Here is a 16,319-nt window from a genome sequence, read left to right as displayed (position 1 = left end):
GGGATGGGGAAGGCTGCGGGTAGGAGGGCGTGGATTGGATCCAGCGGCGTCATGCCTCAGCTACTGGCCAGAGGCTCGGGTAGACCAAGTTGCCAGGGTTGGCCGGCCAGCCAGGACATCAGTAATTGCTCGGTGGTTGCCATGCCAAGATCGTAGCCGGCGTGGCTGCAGAGCATCATATTGCTGCTGATGCCGCCAGGCGCGACCATGGGGGAAGCATCCGGGTTGGGGCGAAACCATGCCCAGCCCAGACTGATTTTTTTTTCGGTCTCCTCGCTGCTCCATTCGCAGTAGCCGGCTTGCTCTACCGGCAAACCACTGTCACGCAGCTCATCGAGCAGCGCCATATCACGCCACGCCATGCACTGAGACAGGCGCAGGGCGCAGAAATCGGCGAAGGTCAGCCGTATGTATCCATCCGAGACGGCCATGGCCACTCCAAAAAACAACACCAGACCCATTCGCTTCACGCTATGCGCAACACTGCATAGTGGTCAATGGGCGATGCCGCAGTCGCACACTACAATGCTACGCCGCATAGAAAAAGTTGCCCACTGTCCATTCGGGCACTCATGGGACGTACTGATAAAACAACTGGCACAGAACCAGTCGGCATGCCAAGCGGCGCAGTCGAGGGCAAAACAGCGACGATCGATCGAGGATTCTCGTTGATCGATGCCTCCACTCATCCTCACTGTCATCCGTGTGGCTGTCGTATTTAGTATGTCCCCAAGACACATAAAAACGAGCAAGATAATATAAACGGGGAAATGAGGATGGAAAACTGGCGTGAGCGGTATACAGCGCATTTGTCTCAAGCTCGTTCGGAGCAAGAGCTGTTTCAATCGGTCGCGGGGATCGCCCGTGAGTTAGGTTTTGAGCATAGCTCATATGGATTGCGGGCGCCGTTGCCGGTTTCCGCACCCCGCTTCTCATTGTTTTCCGATTATCCGATCAGTTGGGCGGAGCACTACATCGCCAATGATTACTTCGCAATCGATCCGACCGTTCACCACGGATTGCAGCAGACAAGCTCGATGGTTTGGTCGGCTGACCATCCGCAGTCGCAGCCTCAGTTCTGGGAAGAGGCGCGCCTGCACCATTTGAGCCATGGCTGGTGCATGCCGACCCGGGGCAAGTACGCCACGGTGGGGCTATTGTCGCTGGTGCGTTCGGCCGAGCGGGTCAGCCAGGCCGAAATGGATGAAAAAGAGACGCGGCTGATGTGGCTGGCCGTGGCGGCCCATGGCTGCATGGTGGATTTTTTGGCGCCCAAGCTGATGCCTGAAAGCACCCAGGAGCTGACGCCGCGCGAACGGGAGATTCTGAAGTGGACGGCGGCGGGCAAGACCTACATCGAGATTGGCATGATCCTCGCCATCGACGATCGTACGGTGAAGTTCCACTTGGGCAACGCCATGCGCAAAATGCAAGCCACCAATAAGACTGGTGCGGCAATCAAGGCTTCTCTGCTCGGCATGCTGTACTGAGCGCGACCAACGTCCTTCCCGCTACGGCGATAGCGGCAGGATGACGATAGCTGCCCGAATGGGCAGCTATCAAACTTACCAGGCCTGCCGTTCAATTGCGGCTCCGAACCGGGACGCGCTACCGGCGCAGCCTGTCCACCGAACACCGTGCGGTGGATGGGCGCGACTTTCTTACGGACGATCGAAGCATATCCACCATTGTGATTCGCCTTGGCGATCGCACGGCTGTGTCCTTGGTCGTCCGAACGATTCGGGTAGCCGTAAATCGCCACGGGAAGGATTGTCTGGATAAAGCGATCACACGTCGGGCTCCGTTTTAACGGAACCGATCGGGGATGGCAATCCCGAACGTCCTTCCCGTGGAAACGAACTGCATCGTAATCAGAAATCAAGGACACATCATGAGTAATGAATGCCTCGTTTGTTCCGAACCGATGAGTATTGCCGCCGATATATTGGCCGGTGAAATTCTCGCCTGTGGCGCTTGCGGACAGGAACATGAATTGTTGATGCCGGATGGCCAGCACAAATTGGCCTTGGCTCCCGAGATCGAGGAAGATTGGGGCGAGTAATATGTCAACCGGAACCGTACTAGTCGTACTTACGAAGATCAGGCCTGAAGAGCGGGCCATTATTAATGCGCTGGAAGCGATTGGGCTGAATGTAATCATTAGTGTCGACGGTAGGGATCTGGGTTGGCTTATGCAGGGTAACGAGCGGGCGCAACCTCAGGTTGCGCTGCTCCGTTGCCTATCCCAATCCAAGAACGTGGAAGTATCGCGCATGCTCAAGGCATGCGGGATACATACAATCAATAGCAATGAGGCAATCAGCATCTGCTGCAGCAAGATTGCCCAGGCTTTGATCTTTCGGCAGAACGATATTCCGGCGCCGGCATCGTGGATTGCCTTCTGCAGTGAAGAGATCGAGCGCTATGGCGAGCAGTTTGGTTTCAATTTCGTATTGAAACCCTCTTCCTCCTCATGGGGGCGCGGCGTCACCTTGATTCGCAGCCGCGAAAGCCTGGAGGCCTGGCTGTCCGCATGGGAGACCCATGATGCCATGTTCAAGCATTTCCCCATCCTGATTCAGGAATTTGTCGATAAGCCGGGTTATGACCTTCGTGTCGTGGTGGTGGATGGTGAACCCCTGGTGGCATTCCGCCGCGAAACCGATCACTGGAAAACCAATACCCATTTGGGGGCCAGCGTCGTGCCCTGTGAAATAACCGAAGCCATGCGCGCATTGACCGTCAACGTGGTCGAGGCAATTGGTCCCGGTATTTATGGGCTCGATTTATTCGAGCAACGCAACTCACCTGATCTGCTGGTGTGCGAAGTCAATCAGAACCCGGAATTCGCCCGCTCTTCGCAGATTCATGGTGTCGATATCGCTTCGGCCATCGCGGCTTACGCGGCACGGGAAGTGGCCAGGTTCAAACCGGACTTCTGGGAAACAAAACCGGTGCAAGCCTCCGCGGTGGCGGTATGAGCGAGCAGATCACGGTTTCGGTGCTGGGCGCTGCCGGCTTTGTGGGCGGTGAATTGATCCGGCTGTTGCAATCGCATCGCCAGGTCAAATTGCTGGATGCGACTTCGCGGGCGCGGGCAGGGCAGGCGATAGGGCGCAGCTTGCCGGCCTTGCGGCATTTTCCCGAGGCGGGGCGCAAACGATTTTCCACCATCGAGACCATGCGCGAGGCGGATGTCGTTTTCTCCTGCCTACCGGGCGGCGTGCTGCCCCGGGTATTGGCGCAGATACGTCCCAAGGCCAAGCGCATCATCAATCTAGCGGGGGATTATCGCTTGCGCGATCCGGCCTTGTTGGCGACGCACTATCCGGAAACCGCCGCGCACGGCGTGCCCGAAGGTGCGCGCTACCTGATACCGGAATTCTGGCAGCAGGACTACGCCGACTGCCAGCTGATCAATCTGCCCGGTTGCATGGCGGTGGCCACCTTTTACAGCCTCTATCCGCTGGTTGCGGCGGGCTTGGTGGAAGGCGAAATCGTGGCCGAGGCCAAGACCGGTTCCAGCGGCAGCGGCAAGGAAAGCGCCGAGCATCCGGCCGAGCGCAGCCATAACTACCGGCCTTACAAGTTGTCCGGCCATCGGCACGAACCGGAAATCATCCAGGCCTTGCGCGACCACGCGGGTAGCGAAGTCGCGCTGCGCTTGTCGGTCGGCAGCCTGGACGGACCGCGGGGAATTTCGGTCTCTTCCTTTATGACGCTGCGCGATGGCGTCACGGAGCTGGATGTGCGCAAAGCGTTTTTCTCGGCCTACGGCGGCACCCGCTTCGTCCGCTATCTGGGGCAGGCCCAGGGCCCCTGGAATGTGCCGATGCTGAAGACGGTGGTCGGTTCCAACGCGGTTGAGGTGGCCAGCCATGTGGATGGACGCCGCTGCACCGTGATCAGCGCCCTGGACAATCTGATCAAGGGCGCGGCGGGGCAAGGCATACAGGCAATGAATCTAATGCACGGCTTCTCGGAAGACGAGGGCCTGACTCACGGAGGGATGTGGCCATGACCGCCGCAACAAGTACCGAAACCAAGCAGCTCGAAACCGCAGCCAAGCAGACCGCCGCGGCCGCCCCATCGAAAGCCCGCGAACCGCTTTACGTCGTCAAGGTCGGCAGTGCCAGCCTGGACGCCGGCGGGGTGATTTTCGAGGATATCCGCAAGCTGAGCCTCAGCGGCCGGCGCGTGCTGGTCGTAATGGGCGGCGGCAGCGCCATCGAGCGGCAATACGCGTCTGAAGGCCGGACCATGGTGTTCCATACCCTGTCCAACGGTGACCAGGTGCGTACCGCCGATGCGGAAGATATCGCAACCCTGGTACGCGCCTATGAAACGGCGGTGATTCCACAGGTGACCCACCAGCTACGGCAACAAGGCCTGCGCGCCTTTGTGGCGCCGGCATTCAGTCTGGGCCTGGTGGAAGCAAGCCGCAATCGTCCGATCAAGGTCAACCGGGACGGCAAGTCCATCATCGTGCGAGACCATCTGGTCGGCCAGCCGCTGCGTTGCCAAACCAGGCTGCTGCAGCATTTGCTGGAAAACCACGATGTGGTCTGCCTGACCGCGCCGGTGGCGGACGCCGACGTCGCCGGCGGAATACTCAATACCGATGCCGACCTGCTGGCCGCCTTCCTGGCGGTGACCTTGAAGGCGGACCACGTGCGCTTCGTCACCGGTACGCCCGGCATTCTGCGCCAGGTGGATGATCCGGCTTCGGTGGTGACCGATATCTTCCCGGGCGACGAGCTGGATTTTGTGCGCGGGCGTATGAAGCAAAAGATGCGCGCGGCTCACTACGTCATCGAGCAGGGCAATGCCGATGTGCGCATTGTCGGGCCGCACGCACTAAGTCAGCCGCTGGGCAGTACCCATATCTGGCCGCTGGTGCCGCCGCATCCTGCCGTCAAGATGCTGACCCAAGCGGCATCGATCAATTCGGTTTCCACCGACGAGACCGAGTTCGTCAACTGGCTGGTGTCGCTATGCCAGCGCCAAGGCGTCCGTGCCTGGATGGACGAGGCGGGAAACTTCGTCGCCAGCAAGGGCGAGGGCGTCGATCACCTGATGATGCTCAGCCATGTGGATACCGTACCTGGCCCATGGCGTCCGGTCCTGAACGAGGACGGCCATGTCTGCGCGCGCGGCATCGTCGATGCGAAGGGCTCGCTGATCAATTTCGTCGAAGCTCTGCTGGCCGCCGAGGTGCCTGCCCATGGCAAGTTGACCGTGGTGGGCGCGGTGGAGGAGGAGGTGACCTCGTCGAAGGGCGCATTCCATATCCGCGATACCATGCCCGCCGATGCCGTGATCATTGGCGAACCCAGCCGCTACGATACTTTGACCCTGGGCTATTACGGGCTGTTGAAGTTGCGCATCCTGGCCGCGGTGCCGCATGCGCACTCGGCCGGCAAGGGTATCGTTTCCGCGCCCGATCTGATGGTGACCACGGTGGCGAAACTGCGTAGCGGTGCCGAGCAATTCGACCCCGAAGGCATCGATGCGCTGATTTCCGCCAAGAGCTGGAGCGATCCGGCCAGGCAATTCGCCGAAGGCATACTCAATTTCCGGTTATCGCCCAAGGCTGATCTGGCGGCCTTGCTGCAGGTCGTGGCGGAGTCGGAAGGTGCCGAAGTCAGCTGCGAGATCCTGTGCGCCACGCCGGGCTATACGACGGGCCGCACCTGCGAGTTGGCGCGTAGTTTCAACCGCGCCTTCGCGGCCGACGGCATCAAGCCGCGCTATGTGGTGAAGAAGGGTACCAGCGACATGAATACGCTGGCGACCACCTGGACCGGCGTGGATATGGTGGCCTATGGCCCCGGCGACTCCTCGCTGGATCACACCAGCCACGAGTTCATTACCGCCGAGGAATATCAGCAGGCCAGACAGGTTCTGGATAAGGCGATCCAGAACTGGTTTACCGGTCGCAGGCCCCAGCCATGAACGCGAATACCGACCAGTTGGCCATGGCGGCGCCAAACCCGGCCATCGTCCAGTTGCAAAAGAAAGTACGGCAAACCATCGTCGATCTCGGCGCCACGCCGACCGGTTGCCATGTGGGAGGCAGCCTATCGGTCGCCGACATCCTGATCGCGGCTTTTATCAGTAGCGACCGCGAGCAGGGCGACGAGGTGGTGCTGAGCAAGGGGCATGCGGCGGCTGGACTCTATGCCGTTATGCACCATATGGACATGCTGCCGGAGGATCCGGCGGTGGGCTACGGCAGGCGCGGCTCCATCCTGACAGGCCACCCCAACCACAAGATTCCCGGCATCCGGTTTTCCACCGGCAGCCTGGGCCATGGCGTGGCCTACGCGGTCGGCTGGGCCTTGGCCAGGAAATTGAAGGGGGATAGGCGGCGTGGTTTGGTGGTGGCGGGCGACGGGGAATTGCAGGAAGGCCTCTGCTGGGAAGCATTCCAGTTGGCGAGTGCGCAGCGTCTGGGCAATTTCGTGGTGGTGATCGACCGCAACGGAGGCCAGAACGATGGGGCGGTGGACGATATCTCGCCCTTGGAGAATCTGGACAAGCGCTTCGAAAGCTTCGGTTTTCGGGTAGAGACCTTGGATGGGCACGATATCGATGCCTTGTCCGCCCGCATCGTCGCGCATGACCTGACCGGAGACCGTCCGCTCGCGATCATCGCCGAGACCGTCAAGGGCAAGGGCATTCCCGCCATCGAAAACAATCCCGCCTGCCATTACGTCGTGCTCAAGCCGGCGATGGCACAAAAGTGGAAGGAGTCCATGGCATGAGCTTGGCAGGACGAGTTGCCTACCGGGAAGAGTTGACGCGGCTTGCGCACCAGCACCCGGAAATCGTATGTCTGGAGGCCGACCTGGGTGGGGCGAAGCATCCCTTCCAGGAAGCGTTTCCGGATCGCTTCTACAACCTGGGCATTGCCGAGGCGGCAGCCGTGGATTGCGCTACCGCCATCGCACTGAACGGCTATACGCCGTTTTTCAGCACCTTCGCGCCTTTCGCTGTGCTGCGGTCGGCCGAGAGCATCAAGCTGTCGCTGGCTTACATGGGGGCGAATATCAAGGTCGTCGCACCCTATGCCGGGGTGGCCGGGGGCTGGTTCGGCACCACCCATCACTGCCTGGAAGACTTCGCCGTGATCCGCTCGTTTCCCGGCATCCGCATCCTGGCGCCCTACGGGGAGGAGGAAACCCGCGAAATGGTCAGGCTTATGGTCGGTACGCCCGGACCGTTCTATATGCGCCTGGGCCGCAACGGCGCCTATGCCAGCCTGGACGGCGAACGCGACTCGCACGGCATTGTCTGGCAGGGCGGATCCGACCAGGGCGTGTGCCTGGTGTCCGCCGGGGAAATGGGCACCGTGGCGGTGTTGGCCGCCCGCGAGCAGCGCGGCGATCTCGCGCATGCCCACCTCTGCATGTTGGACCAGCCGGCGCTGGAGATCGCGGCCCAGGCAATCGCCGCCCGCTGCCATACGGTCTTGGTGGTGGAGGAGCACAGGCCCATGGGTGGCATTGGGTCGGCGCTGGCCTTGCTGATGCCCGACTGCCGGGTCCATTCCTTCAATTGCGGAGAGAAATGGCCGAATAGTGGCGGGTCGCATGAGGAAGTCCTTGAATCATTGGGATTTTCCACGGCGGCCTTGCTGGAGAAGATAGACACGCTGACGGCGGCGATGGCCTGAGTCGGCATTCAAAAAAACAAGCATTTAAACCTTTACCTAGGAAATCCCATGCATATCCTGATGATCGAATGTAACCCCAATGGCGTTGCCGGTATTGCCAACGCACTGCAACTGGGCCATCACGTCACCTTCGTTTCGGCGGATCCCGATTTTTACCTGAATGTCTCGCCATTGACGAAGGCTGCCTTCGAGCACGCCAACTGCCAGGTGATCAAATCGGCCGATACTTTCTTTATCGATGCCCTGGTCGAACTGGCCAAGGGCATCCATGCCGATAAGCCGGTGGATGGTGTCACCACCTACAGTGAATACCATACCGTACACACCGCCTCGGTGGCGCGGGCCCTGGGTTTGCCCGGCATGAATGTGGATGGCGCCCTGAATGCGCGGCACAAGCACCGCACCCGTCTGACGCTGGCCGGTACCGGCGTGCGACAACCCCGCTTTGCCCATGTACCGACGCTGGACCATGCCCTGATCGAAGCGGCGGTGCGCGAGGTCGGTTTTCCCTGTGTGATCAAGCCTTCGGACGGATCGGCCAGCCTGCATGTCCTGCACCTGACCAATGAGACCGAGCTGGCCGACTACCTGGCCGAATTGTCCAAGGTAGTGGATTACGGCCGCAGCGTGGTACGTATTCCGGACATCCTGGTCGAAGAATTCATCGCCGGTGAATTGGTGTCGGTCGAAGCATGCGTCCATAAGGATGGCCGTATCGTCAATCTAGGCGTGACCGACCGTTGCCTGAGCGGCTTCCCCTACTTTATCGAGATGGGCGCGACCTTTCTGAACGACCATCCGCAACAGGCCGAATTGTTCGCCATGAACGAAGCGGTCTTGCGCAATCTGGGCATCGACTTTGGCTTTATCCACGCCGAATACATCCTGGGCAAGGATGGTCCGGTGCTGTGCGAAGTGAATGCCCGCCTGATCGGCGGCATCGTGCCCGGTCTGATGAAGATCTCCAGCGGTGTCGATCCTTATCTGGAGGTAATTCGCCAGGCATTGGGCGAAGAACCGGAACATCCTATCCCTGGCAAGATCGTTGCCAGCGTGCGCTGGTTCGGTTCACCCGTTGACGGCACGCTGTCCCGCATCGACCTGGAAAAGCTCAAGGCGCTGCCTGGTTACCAGGATGCGCTGAGCTATCGCGTGCCGGGCCGGCCCGTGACCAAGCTTTCCAAGAGCAACTTCGACTGGGTCGGGCATATGGTCTTTACCGGCAGTAGCCGCGAGGAAGCCAGTAGCCGCTGCGAAGCGGCACTGGACCTGATCGATCTGGAAATCGCGGTTGGCGTGGCAAGATGATCAAGGTCCAATCCGATCACGCACGGCAGTCCGCCGCCGGCGGAAAGCAGGTCTTCCAGCGGCTTGCCCTGCCGTATATCGATCCCGCCATGCTTTACGACGTAACGATGGAGGAGGGGGTCTTCACCGCCATCCAGCCGGCCGGCGAAGCGGGTGCCGAGCGCGCGACGGCGGCGCTATGGCCGGGGTATACCGAATGCCACGCCCATATGGCGCTGCCGCCCAACTTCGATGATTCGGTGGATGATCCCGCCATCGTCGCGCTGCAGTACCTGTATCACGGCGTGACCCATATCGTCGATATGTTCGGCTTCCCCCTGGTGCAGAAGCGCTGGCGGCAGGCGGCCCACGAGACGGCCTTGCCCTTCCCGGAGATCGCCCATTGCGCCTACGCCGTCACGACCATGTGCGGCCTCGACGGCAAGGGCGGCCATGGGACGGAATTCCCCTCGCCGGTGTTCATGCTGGGGTGCCTGGCGGACCTCGATACCATCCTGCATGCCAATCGCAGCATGGGCGCGACCTTCCTCAAGATCATGTTTACCGGTGGGGTGGAACAACCGGGCGGGGTGCCGAAATTCTCGCGCTTATCGACCGAGTTGCTGGCCGGCTTGGCACGGGCGACGCAGGCACAAGGCCTCGATTGCGTGCTCGATTGCACCACCCGGGAAGAAGTCATGCTGGCGTGGCGCATGGGGTTTCGCTACTTCGCCCATGCCGTTCGCGACGTCGAACTGTCGGAGGCGGATTGGCAAAGCATTCCTGGTGCGAAGTTCGTCTCCACCTTGAGCGGATTGCGTCCCATGATCCTGCGGCGGGAAGAGTTTCTCGACGAATATGGCCGACCCAGCTTTGCGCAGACCCAGGACGCCGCCAATATCGACTTCGTGTCCGGTATCGAGCAGCCGTTTGGCATCGCGCGCAATTGTCAGGAGTCGCGCACGCAGGCCTTGAGCAATATCCGCCGCAACAGTATTGCCGCCATGGAGCGGGGTGCGCTGCTGGTGGGAACCGATTCCGGCAATACCGGCGGGTTTCACGGCTACAGCCTGCTCGGCGAAGTACGTCTGCTCGATGAGCAGGCCGAGGGTTGCAACCACCGGCTGCAGACCGCGGCTACGGTGGGTGGACGCGGCTTCTTCGACCGGATGGCCGGCCGGAAGACTGATCTACATCCGATCCGCGTGGGGGCGGAAGCGACCTTCAATCTGTTTACCGACGTCCATGGCGCGGCAGGCTCGCTACCCAGCGCGACCTATGTGCGGGGCGCGCAGGTGGATAGGACGAAAATCGTTGAGATCATCGGCGCGCTGCGGACAGGCGCCACGAGAGGGAAGGTGAGCTTATGACACAAAGTCATGAAATGGCGCGGCTGGGCATGGTGGGCGCGACCGGCCTGATGGGGCATGGGATCGCCAGGAACCTGCTGGCGGCAGGGCATGCGCTCGGCTTGACCGTGCGGGGCGGGACCGAGCGGGTGGACGATCTGCTGGCCGCCGGCGCGAGCCGGGTGGCGTCCTTGAGCGAGTTGGCCGCCGGCGCGGAAGTGATCTTTATCTGCGTGACCGGCTCGCCTCAGGTCGAGCAGGTAATTGTCGGCGAAGGCGGCCTGCTGGCCGGTGCCCGTGCCGGCCTCGTGCTGGTGGATTGTTCGACCAGCGAGCCCGACTCGACGGCGCGGCTACGCGAAATCTGCGCACGCAAGGACGTCATCCTGGTCGATGCGCCTTTGGGCCGTACACCGCAAGAGGCCGAAGCCGGCAAGCTCAATATCATGGTCGGTTGCGAGCCGGCCGTATTGCAGCGGCTGGAGCCGCTATTGCGCTGCTTCGCCGAAAATGTCTTCCATGTCGGCGGACCCGGGGCGGGGCATGTGGTCAAGCTGCTGAACAATTTCATCGGCCAATCCATTTGCACCGCCACGGCCGAGGCCTTCGCCATCGGCCAGCGTGCGGGGGTGGACCCCGTCAGACTGGTGGAGATGATGTCGGCCGGTCCGGTCAATTCCCCTCTGTTCCAGGCCATGGCCAAGACGCTGGGCGGAGAGTTGTCCAGCCTGCGGTTCGAATTGGATAACGCCCGCAAGGATGTGCGCTATTACCTGCATATGGCGGAGAACATGGGCCTGCCTTCGATGGTTGGTGCTGCGGTGCATCAGTCGCTCTCGGTTGCCAGCGCACTCGGTTACGGCAAGAAGTACGTGACTTCGCTGGTGGAGGCGCAGGAGAGGTTGACCGGCGCGAAACTGGTGCCGAAGTCCGTTTGAACCGTCTCGCGACGTGTCCGGAGCCTCCCCGATTCTCATCGAATGACAAGGTGTGTGAATGTCTCCCCAAACCAGAAGAACCCTACTCGGTATCAATGCCGGCATCGCCTTGGCGCATATCGGCAACTATATTTATTTTCCCCATCTGATCTCCACCCTGGGTGCTAGCCATAGCGGCTTCTGGGCGGGCTTCGTGATGTTCCTCACCTATGTCGGCCGGCTCAGCGCTACTTTCTGCTACGAAGGCGTGACCGTCCGCATGGGTACCCGCGCCAGTATCGTTGCCGGCGTTGCGATGGAAGCGGTGGCCTTGGGCTTGATGGGCCAGGCCGGCGATAGTGTGGTCTTCTACGGCGTATTGGCCTTCTTTGTCGGTTTTGGCGCGGGCATCTCCTTCCCCGGCCTGAAGAATGTGCTGAGTACCTTTCCCGAGGCGGATCGTCCCAAGGCCTTTTCGTCCTTCCAGATGTCTTGTCAGGTAGGCGCCATTTCAGGCGCCTTGCTCGGCGGCTTGTTTATGGGTGTCGCGATGGCCACCGTGTTCGCCGTGGTGTTCGCGCTGTTCATGGTCTACTGCCTGGCGGCCTACAGCTTTATCCCGGCTCGCCTGGATAGCGAAGGCGGCGCGGCCGGCAAGCCAGCCGTGCCACTGGTGAACCTGGCGATTCTCAGTGGCTTGCAATTACGCGGTGGCGGGCAGTATTTTCTGCTATCCAGCGTGTTCTGGCTCTTGTCGATCAGCTTTCTGATCGGCATGCCCTTGCATATGCAGGCCTACGTCAAGGACTTGCCGCTGTCCACACCCTTCTGGATCACCGGCTTGACCTTGCTGGTGCTGCAATTTCCGGTGTTCCGCTATATGAATAAGCGCCTGCAACCCGGGCAAGTGATGGCGTTTGCCTTCGCCGCCATGGCTGCTGCGTATGTACTGTTCGGGGCCGGCCTGACCTCGCACTATGTGATTGCCGGCTGCTTTATCGTGGTGCTGGGCGATATTCTGTTCACGCCTTCCTTCGATCTCTGGGTTGCCAAGCGCATACCAAGCGAGCGCCTCGCCAAGGCAATGGGCGCCATGCATTTCTTCCGCAGCTTTGGCAATATGGTGGGGACCTTCATGGCCGGCCTCCTCTACGATCTATCGCGCGATCTCGGCATGCCCGGCCTCAATTGGTATATCGTCGCGGCCATTGCGGTGGGCTGTGCCGGCTTTTGCCTGCTGAGTGCGCGGCGTGAAGCCAACCCGATGGCAAGGCTGGCTACGGTTGACGAAGTGGCTTGAGGTTTTGGGCTGACGGCTGCTGCGGCGAGGTGATCTCGCCGCAGTTTCGTGGCCTGGTTGCAATCAATCGTGGTGGCGGTCATGGCCGTGGCCGTGGCCGTGACCGTGTTTATGCTTGCCCTCGTGTTTTTTCGATTTGCCGCGATGCTTGTCTTCATCCCCTGGATGCCCATGCTGGCGCCGATAGTGCGGCACATAGGTATCGCGATACCAACTGTCCTGCACGAAATAGACCTGGCGCCCGCAAGCGTCATAGCGCCCGCAGTAGTGGCGCCACTTCTTGGCATGACCGGGCGGGACGCGTAGATAGAGTGGTTGTTCCACCACGCGTACCGTCTGGGTTTCGACGATCACCGGGCGGGTGTAGATGACACGCGGCGGCGGTACGTCACCAATATCGATTCGGCCGTAGAAGCTTGGATCGCCGACATGGATGGAGACACCGACATCGGCGGCCGCGGCGGGGGGGATGGTGCTGGCAATCAGCGCCAGGGCGGCAAAGAGGGAAATGCGCGGCATGATGTTCTCCAGTCGACGAAACAACGGCACCAAAACGTATTCCGATTCGGCTTATGTTGACGCCATGATAGTCCGCCACGCCTGAATTCCGCCTGAATATATCGGCTGTCGAAGCGTTTGAGCTGAAGCCTGTTTGGCGGACGTTTTTTGGGCGATGGTTCGGTGCGGTTAAGGGCCTGTTCAAACCGGTCTGGATTCGGCTAATGCTGGCAACCTGATTTCGGCAGCCGAAGTGGAAGCGAAGTTCGCAGCCAAGCGGGCGGCCACACGTCGCGGGCTTGATTCCGCTGAATGACGATCCTGCAGCACATCAATACCCATTAAGCATAATGCTTCACTAAGGATCCTCTTTTCCGCCGCTTTCGCTGCACTGCAGCGAATATTTTCTCCCATATAGATACCGGTATTAGCGCATTGGCATTGCGCTCCGCAGCAAAATATATGACGAAATTCCCCCATTTGGGGGAAGCGTTGCCGAAACCATGTTCGCTACATTGCCAGTCCCGAAATTCATCTGCTCCGTCAGCAAGGGATCAAGGCAATGGATAGGTTTGAGGTAGTGAAACAGCGCGAATCCAAGGCGCGCACCTACGCTTCCACATTCGAAGCGGTGTTTGAATCCGGTGCCGGCATGCGCATGCGCGACCAGACCGGTCGCGAGATCATCGATTGCCTGGCTTGCGCGGGGGCGCTGCCCTTGGGGCATAACCATCCCGAGGTGAGCGAGGCTTTGATACGCTTCATCGGTTCGGGTCAGGTCCAGCAGGTACTGGACCTGACCACGCCGGCAAAGTTCGATTTCGTGCAATCCCTGTTCGGTCTTCTGCCGGGCGAGTGGGCCACCCGGGCCAAGGTCCAGTTCTGTAGTCCCAGCGGTTCCGATGCAATGGAGGCTGCGATGAAGCTGACGCGCTACGCCACCGGCCGCCACCCCATCATCGCCTTCCATGGCGCCTACCACGGTATGACCAGCGGTGTACTGGCAGCGATGGGCAATCTTTCGCCCAAGACCGGTATCGGCTTGCGGGTGGACGGTATCCATTTTGCGCCTTATCCCTATCGCTATCGCTGCCCGTTCGGGACCGACGGCAGCATGACCGACCAGCTGTCCATCCAATACCTCACCAATATGCTGACCGATCCGGAAAGCGGCATTGCCAAGCCGGCCGCGGTCATGGTCGAGGTGGTGCAGGGGGAGGGGGCTGCATTCCCGTGTCGGACGAGTGGCTGCGCGCTTTGCGCAAGTTGACGCGTGAACACGATATTCCTCTGGTGATCGACGAAGTTCAGACCGGTTTTGCCCGCACCGGCACCATGTTCGCCTTCCAGCGCGCGGGCATCGTGCCCGATGTGCTGGTGCTGTCCAAGGCGGTGGGCGGTGGCTTCCCGCTGGCGGTGGTGGTGTATGACCAAGCGCTGGATCTGTGGCCGCAAGGCATGCACGCCGGTACCTTCCGCGGCAACCAGATCGCCATGGTGGCCGGCAAGATCACCATGGAAATCCTGCGCCGCGATCGGCTGGACGAACACGCTGCCGCCATGGGTGCGCTGCTGGTGGACGGCTTGCGGCAGATCGCCGGCCGCCATCCGGAGCTGGGCGATGTGCGGGGACGCGGTTTGATGGTGGGTGTCGAAGTGATCAAGCCGGCGGCGGACGGGCGCGGGCCTCAGGCTGGCGCGTTGGCGAAGGCGATCAAGCGGGCTGCGTTCGAAAATGGCCTCCTGGTCGAGACCGGTGGCCGCCACGGCGCCGTGCTGCGCTTCCTGCCGCCGCTGATCATTACACCGAGCGATATCGGCGCCATCCTCGACCGTTTCGAGACCGCCGTGGTACGGGCCAAACAGGTAGCCGGCGCGCTTCATGGCCACTGATGCGCTGACGCCGGCGCGCAGCCGCCTGATGCGTCCGGCGTTTGCGCTGCTGTGGTTGAGCGAAACGGCGCTGGATATCGGTGCGGCGCTGATGAGCTTTGCGCTGGGCGTGTGGATTTTCCAGCGCACGGGATCGGCCGAACAATTCTCCCAGGCCATCCTGGCGGCCGCCGCACCGGCATTGTTGATGACTCCGCTAGCCGGCGTGCTGGCCGACCGTTTCGATCGGCGCTGGGTGATCGCCGGCTGCGACTTGGCGGCGGCGGCCTTGATCGTGCTGCTGGCCACCCTGTTGTTCCGCGACAGCCTGGCGGTGGAGCATCTGTATTTCTTCAATGCCGCCGGCGCCATCGTGGCGTCGGTGCGCGGCCCGGCCTATCGCGCGGCGGTCAGCCTGATCGTACCGAAGGACAGGCTGACCCAGGCCAGCGGCTTGATCGGCCTGACCCAGAGCCTGCTGCAGATCGGTGCCCCGCTGCTGGCGGGCTATGTGATGGGCGCCGCCGGACTCAAGGGGGTGATGCTGATCCAGCTGATCCTGGTGTTCGCCGGCGCCCTGGCGGCCTTCGGCGCCTTGACGCGGGCCAGCCATGCCATACGCGGTGTGCCGGTCCCTGCCAGGCTGGGCCTGGTACACGGCACCCTGGATAGCTTTGGCTCCGCCATCCGCTATTTCCGGGCCATGCCGCTGATGCTGGGCCTGGCGATCTACACCGTACTGCAGGAAAGCCTGCTGGTGCTGACCACCGCGATGATGACGCCGCTGGTGCTGTCCACCCACTCCAGCGATGCGCTGGGCTTGATCCTCACTTGCGGTGCCTTGGGCAGTTTGGCGGGTTCGGCGCTCTTGCTGCTGGTGCGGGTCGATCGCCGGCTGATGGTCTGGGTACTGCTGGCGGATGCCTTGCTGTCGCTATTTGTGCTGCTGGCCGGCTTTACCACCTCGGTGCCGCTGTGGTGCCTGTGTGCCTTCTTCGCCTTGTTCGCCGGTAGTGCTTCCGGCGCCTGTGCCGGCGCCTTGTGGATGCGCAAAACGCCCAAGGCCCGCCAGGGCAGCATTTTTGCCTTGCTGGGCGCGCTCAATCTGTTGGCCATGTGTGTGGTGATGCTGGCCGGCGGCAATCTGGGCGAGCACGTATTCGAACCGGCCTTGGCCGCAGGTGGCGCCTGGGCGGACACGGTGGGTGCCTGGGTCGGTACCGGCAAGGGCCGGGGCTTGGGATTCATGTTCGTGGCAGGCGGGGCCGGTAGCTGTCTGATGTCCTTGCTGGCCTTGCTGCATACGCGCTTGCGGCGCCTGGACGAACTGGTGCCCGACCATGCCGACGACTCGGCGCCGCTGCCGCTGACGGTCCAGCCGCTGGCCTGCTGAAGCGGGGAAGCCGCCGCCCGGGCCG

The 16,319-nt window shown here is 61.5% G+C and carries 14 protein-coding genes and 1 pseudogene; 13 read left to right on the top strand and 2 right to left on the bottom strand.

Annotation, left to right across the window (positions count from 1 at the left end; genetic code table 11):
• Positions 1 to 56: 56 nt before the first annotated feature.
• Entirely contained in the window at positions 57 to 431 is a 375-nt protein-coding gene (locus FNU76_RS03435) for a DUF4902 domain-containing protein (RefSeq protein ID WP_179958330.1), read from the bottom strand.
• A gap of 345 nt (positions 432 to 776) precedes the next feature.
• On the opposite strand from FNU76_RS03435, the gene FNU76_RS03430 reads away from it, so the two are divergent.
• From FNU76_RS03430 to FNU76_RS03380, 11 genes are all read left to right on the top strand, one after another.
• Positions 777 to 1,490, top strand: a complete 714-nt coding sequence (locus FNU76_RS03430) for a LuxR family transcriptional regulator (protein WP_143856406.1) — start codon at positions 777 to 779, stop codon at positions 1,488 to 1,490.
• A 401-nt stretch (positions 1,491 to 1,891) separates the two neighbouring features.
• Positions 1,892 to 2,062 (top strand): lysine biosynthesis protein LysW, encoded by a 171-nt coding sequence (locus FNU76_RS03425; RefSeq protein ID WP_143856405.1) that lies wholly within the window; start codon positions 1,892 to 1,894, stop codon positions 2,060 to 2,062.
• Between the two features lies 1 nt (position 2,063).
• The gene (locus FNU76_RS03420) at positions 2,064 to 2,981 is read left to right on the top strand and encodes a RimK family alpha-L-glutamate ligase (protein WP_179958329.1); all 918 of its coding nucleotides are present in this window, start codon (positions 2,064 to 2,066) and stop codon (positions 2,979 to 2,981) included.
• Positions 2,978 to 4,021, top strand: coding sequence for an N-acetyl-gamma-glutamyl-phosphate reductase (gene argC / locus FNU76_RS03415; RefSeq protein ID WP_143856403.1), 1,044 nt, complete (start codon positions 2,978 to 2,980; stop codon positions 4,019 to 4,021). Before FNU76_RS03420 ends, argC begins: the two co-directional genes overlap by 4 nt.
• Positions 4,018 to 5,955 (top strand): M20/M25/M40 family metallo-hydrolase, encoded by a 1,938-nt coding sequence (locus tag FNU76_RS03410; protein WP_143856402.1) that lies wholly within the window; start codon positions 4,018 to 4,020, stop codon positions 5,953 to 5,955. Before argC ends, FNU76_RS03410 begins: the two co-directional genes overlap by 4 nt.
• Complete coding sequence (locus FNU76_RS03405; RefSeq protein WP_223879209.1) at positions 5,952 to 6,767, top strand: transketolase; 816 nt, start codon at positions 5,952 to 5,954, stop codon at positions 6,765 to 6,767. The genes FNU76_RS03410 and FNU76_RS03405 overlap by 4 nt, the downstream gene beginning before the upstream one ends.
• Complete coding sequence (locus FNU76_RS03400) at positions 6,764 to 7,678, top strand: transketolase family protein (protein WP_143856401.1); 915 nt, start codon at positions 6,764 to 6,766, stop codon at positions 7,676 to 7,678. The genes FNU76_RS03405 and FNU76_RS03400 overlap by 4 nt, the downstream gene beginning before the upstream one ends.
• Positions 7,679 to 7,726: 48 nt before the next feature.
• Complete coding sequence (locus tag FNU76_RS03395; protein WP_143856400.1) at positions 7,727 to 8,986, top strand: ATP-grasp domain-containing protein; 1,260 nt, start codon at positions 7,727 to 7,729, stop codon at positions 8,984 to 8,986.
• Positions 8,983 to 10,335 carry an amidohydrolase family protein gene (locus tag FNU76_RS03390; RefSeq protein WP_143856399.1) on the top strand — a complete coding sequence of 451 codons (1,353 nt, stop codon included), beginning with the start codon at positions 8,983 to 8,985 and terminating at the stop codon, positions 10,333 to 10,335. Before FNU76_RS03395 ends, FNU76_RS03390 begins: the two co-directional genes overlap by 4 nt.
• Complete coding sequence (locus FNU76_RS03385) at positions 10,332 to 11,252, top strand: NAD(P)-dependent oxidoreductase (RefSeq protein WP_223879208.1); 921 nt, start codon at positions 10,332 to 10,334, stop codon at positions 11,250 to 11,252. Before FNU76_RS03390 ends, FNU76_RS03385 begins: the two co-directional genes overlap by 4 nt.
• A gap of 58 nt (positions 11,253 to 11,310) precedes the next feature.
• Complete coding sequence (locus FNU76_RS03380; protein ID WP_143856398.1) at positions 11,311 to 12,531, top strand: MFS transporter; 1,221 nt, start codon at positions 11,311 to 11,313, stop codon at positions 12,529 to 12,531.
• 63 nt (positions 12,532 to 12,594) lie between these two features.
• Here FNU76_RS03380 and FNU76_RS03375 read toward each other — a convergent pair whose 3' ends face one another.
• Complete coding sequence (locus FNU76_RS03375) at positions 12,595 to 13,050, bottom strand: hypothetical protein (protein ID WP_143856397.1); 456 nt, start codon at positions 13,048 to 13,050, stop codon at positions 12,595 to 12,597.
• A gap of 541 nt (positions 13,051 to 13,591) precedes the next feature.
• Here FNU76_RS03375 and FNU76_RS25155 point away from each other — a divergent pair.
• Together FNU76_RS25155 and FNU76_RS03365 are read left to right on the top strand one after the other, a co-directional pair.
• Positions 13,592 to 14,922: pseudogene (locus FNU76_RS25155) on the top strand (diaminobutyrate--2-oxoglutarate transaminase family protein).
• The gene (locus FNU76_RS03365; protein WP_143856396.1) at positions 14,912 to 16,294 is read left to right on the top strand and encodes an MFS transporter; all 1,383 of its coding nucleotides are present in this window, start codon (positions 14,912 to 14,914) and stop codon (positions 16,292 to 16,294) included. The pseudogene FNU76_RS25155 and the gene FNU76_RS03365 overlap by 11 nt, the downstream one beginning before the upstream one ends.
• Positions 16,295 to 16,319: the final 25 nt, after the last annotated feature.

This window comes from Chitinimonas arctica (genome assembly GCF_007431345.1).
In the GTDB taxonomy this organism is placed as follows: Bacteria; Pseudomonadota; Gammaproteobacteria; order Burkholderiales; family Chitinimonadaceae; genus Chitinimonas; species Chitinimonas arctica.
Note: the sequence above shows the minus strand (reverse complement) of the source record. Positions and strands in the feature narration are given on the sequence as shown.

Coding starts and splice junctions, on each gene's coding strand:
- FNU76_RS03390 (WP_143856399.1), top strand. CDS start 8,983: ATGATCAAGGTCCAATCCGATCACGCACGGCAGTCCGCCGCCGGCGGA.
- FNU76_RS03375 (WP_143856397.1), bottom strand. CDS start 13,050: ATGCCGCGCATTTCCCTCTTTGCCGCCCTGGCGCTGATTGCCAGCACC.
- FNU76_RS03400 (WP_143856401.1), top strand. CDS start 6,764: ATGAGCTTGGCAGGACGAGTTGCCTACCGGGAAGAGTTGACGCGGCTT.
- FNU76_RS03385 (WP_223879208.1), top strand. CDS start 10,332: ATGACACAAAGTCATGAAATGGCGCGGCTGGGCATGGTGGGCGCGACC.
- FNU76_RS03410 (WP_143856402.1), top strand. CDS start 4,018: ATGACCGCCGCAACAAGTACCGAAACCAAGCAGCTCGAAACCGCAGCC.
- FNU76_RS03380 (WP_143856398.1), top strand. CDS start 11,311: ATGTCTCCCCAAACCAGAAGAACCCTACTCGGTATCAATGCCGGCATC.
- FNU76_RS03405 (WP_223879209.1), top strand. CDS start 5,952: ATGAACGCGAATACCGACCAGTTGGCCATGGCGGCGCCAAACCCGGCC.
- argC (WP_143856403.1), top strand. CDS start 2,978: ATGAGCGAGCAGATCACGGTTTCGGTGCTGGGCGCTGCCGGCTTTGTG.
- FNU76_RS03430 (WP_143856406.1), top strand. CDS start 777: ATGGAAAACTGGCGTGAGCGGTATACAGCGCATTTGTCTCAAGCTCGT.
- FNU76_RS03435 (WP_179958330.1), bottom strand. CDS start 431: ATGGCCGTCTCGGATGGATACATACGGCTGACCTTCGCCGATTTCTGC.
- FNU76_RS03365 (WP_143856396.1), top strand. CDS start 14,912: ATGGCCACTGATGCGCTGACGCCGGCGCGCAGCCGCCTGATGCGTCCG.
- FNU76_RS03395 (WP_143856400.1), top strand. CDS start 7,727: ATGCATATCCTGATGATCGAATGTAACCCCAATGGCGTTGCCGGTATT.
- FNU76_RS03425 (WP_143856405.1), top strand. CDS start 1,892: ATGAGTAATGAATGCCTCGTTTGTTCCGAACCGATGAGTATTGCCGCC.
- FNU76_RS03420 (WP_179958329.1), top strand. CDS start 2,064: ATGTCAACCGGAACCGTACTAGTCGTACTTACGAAGATCAGGCCTGAA.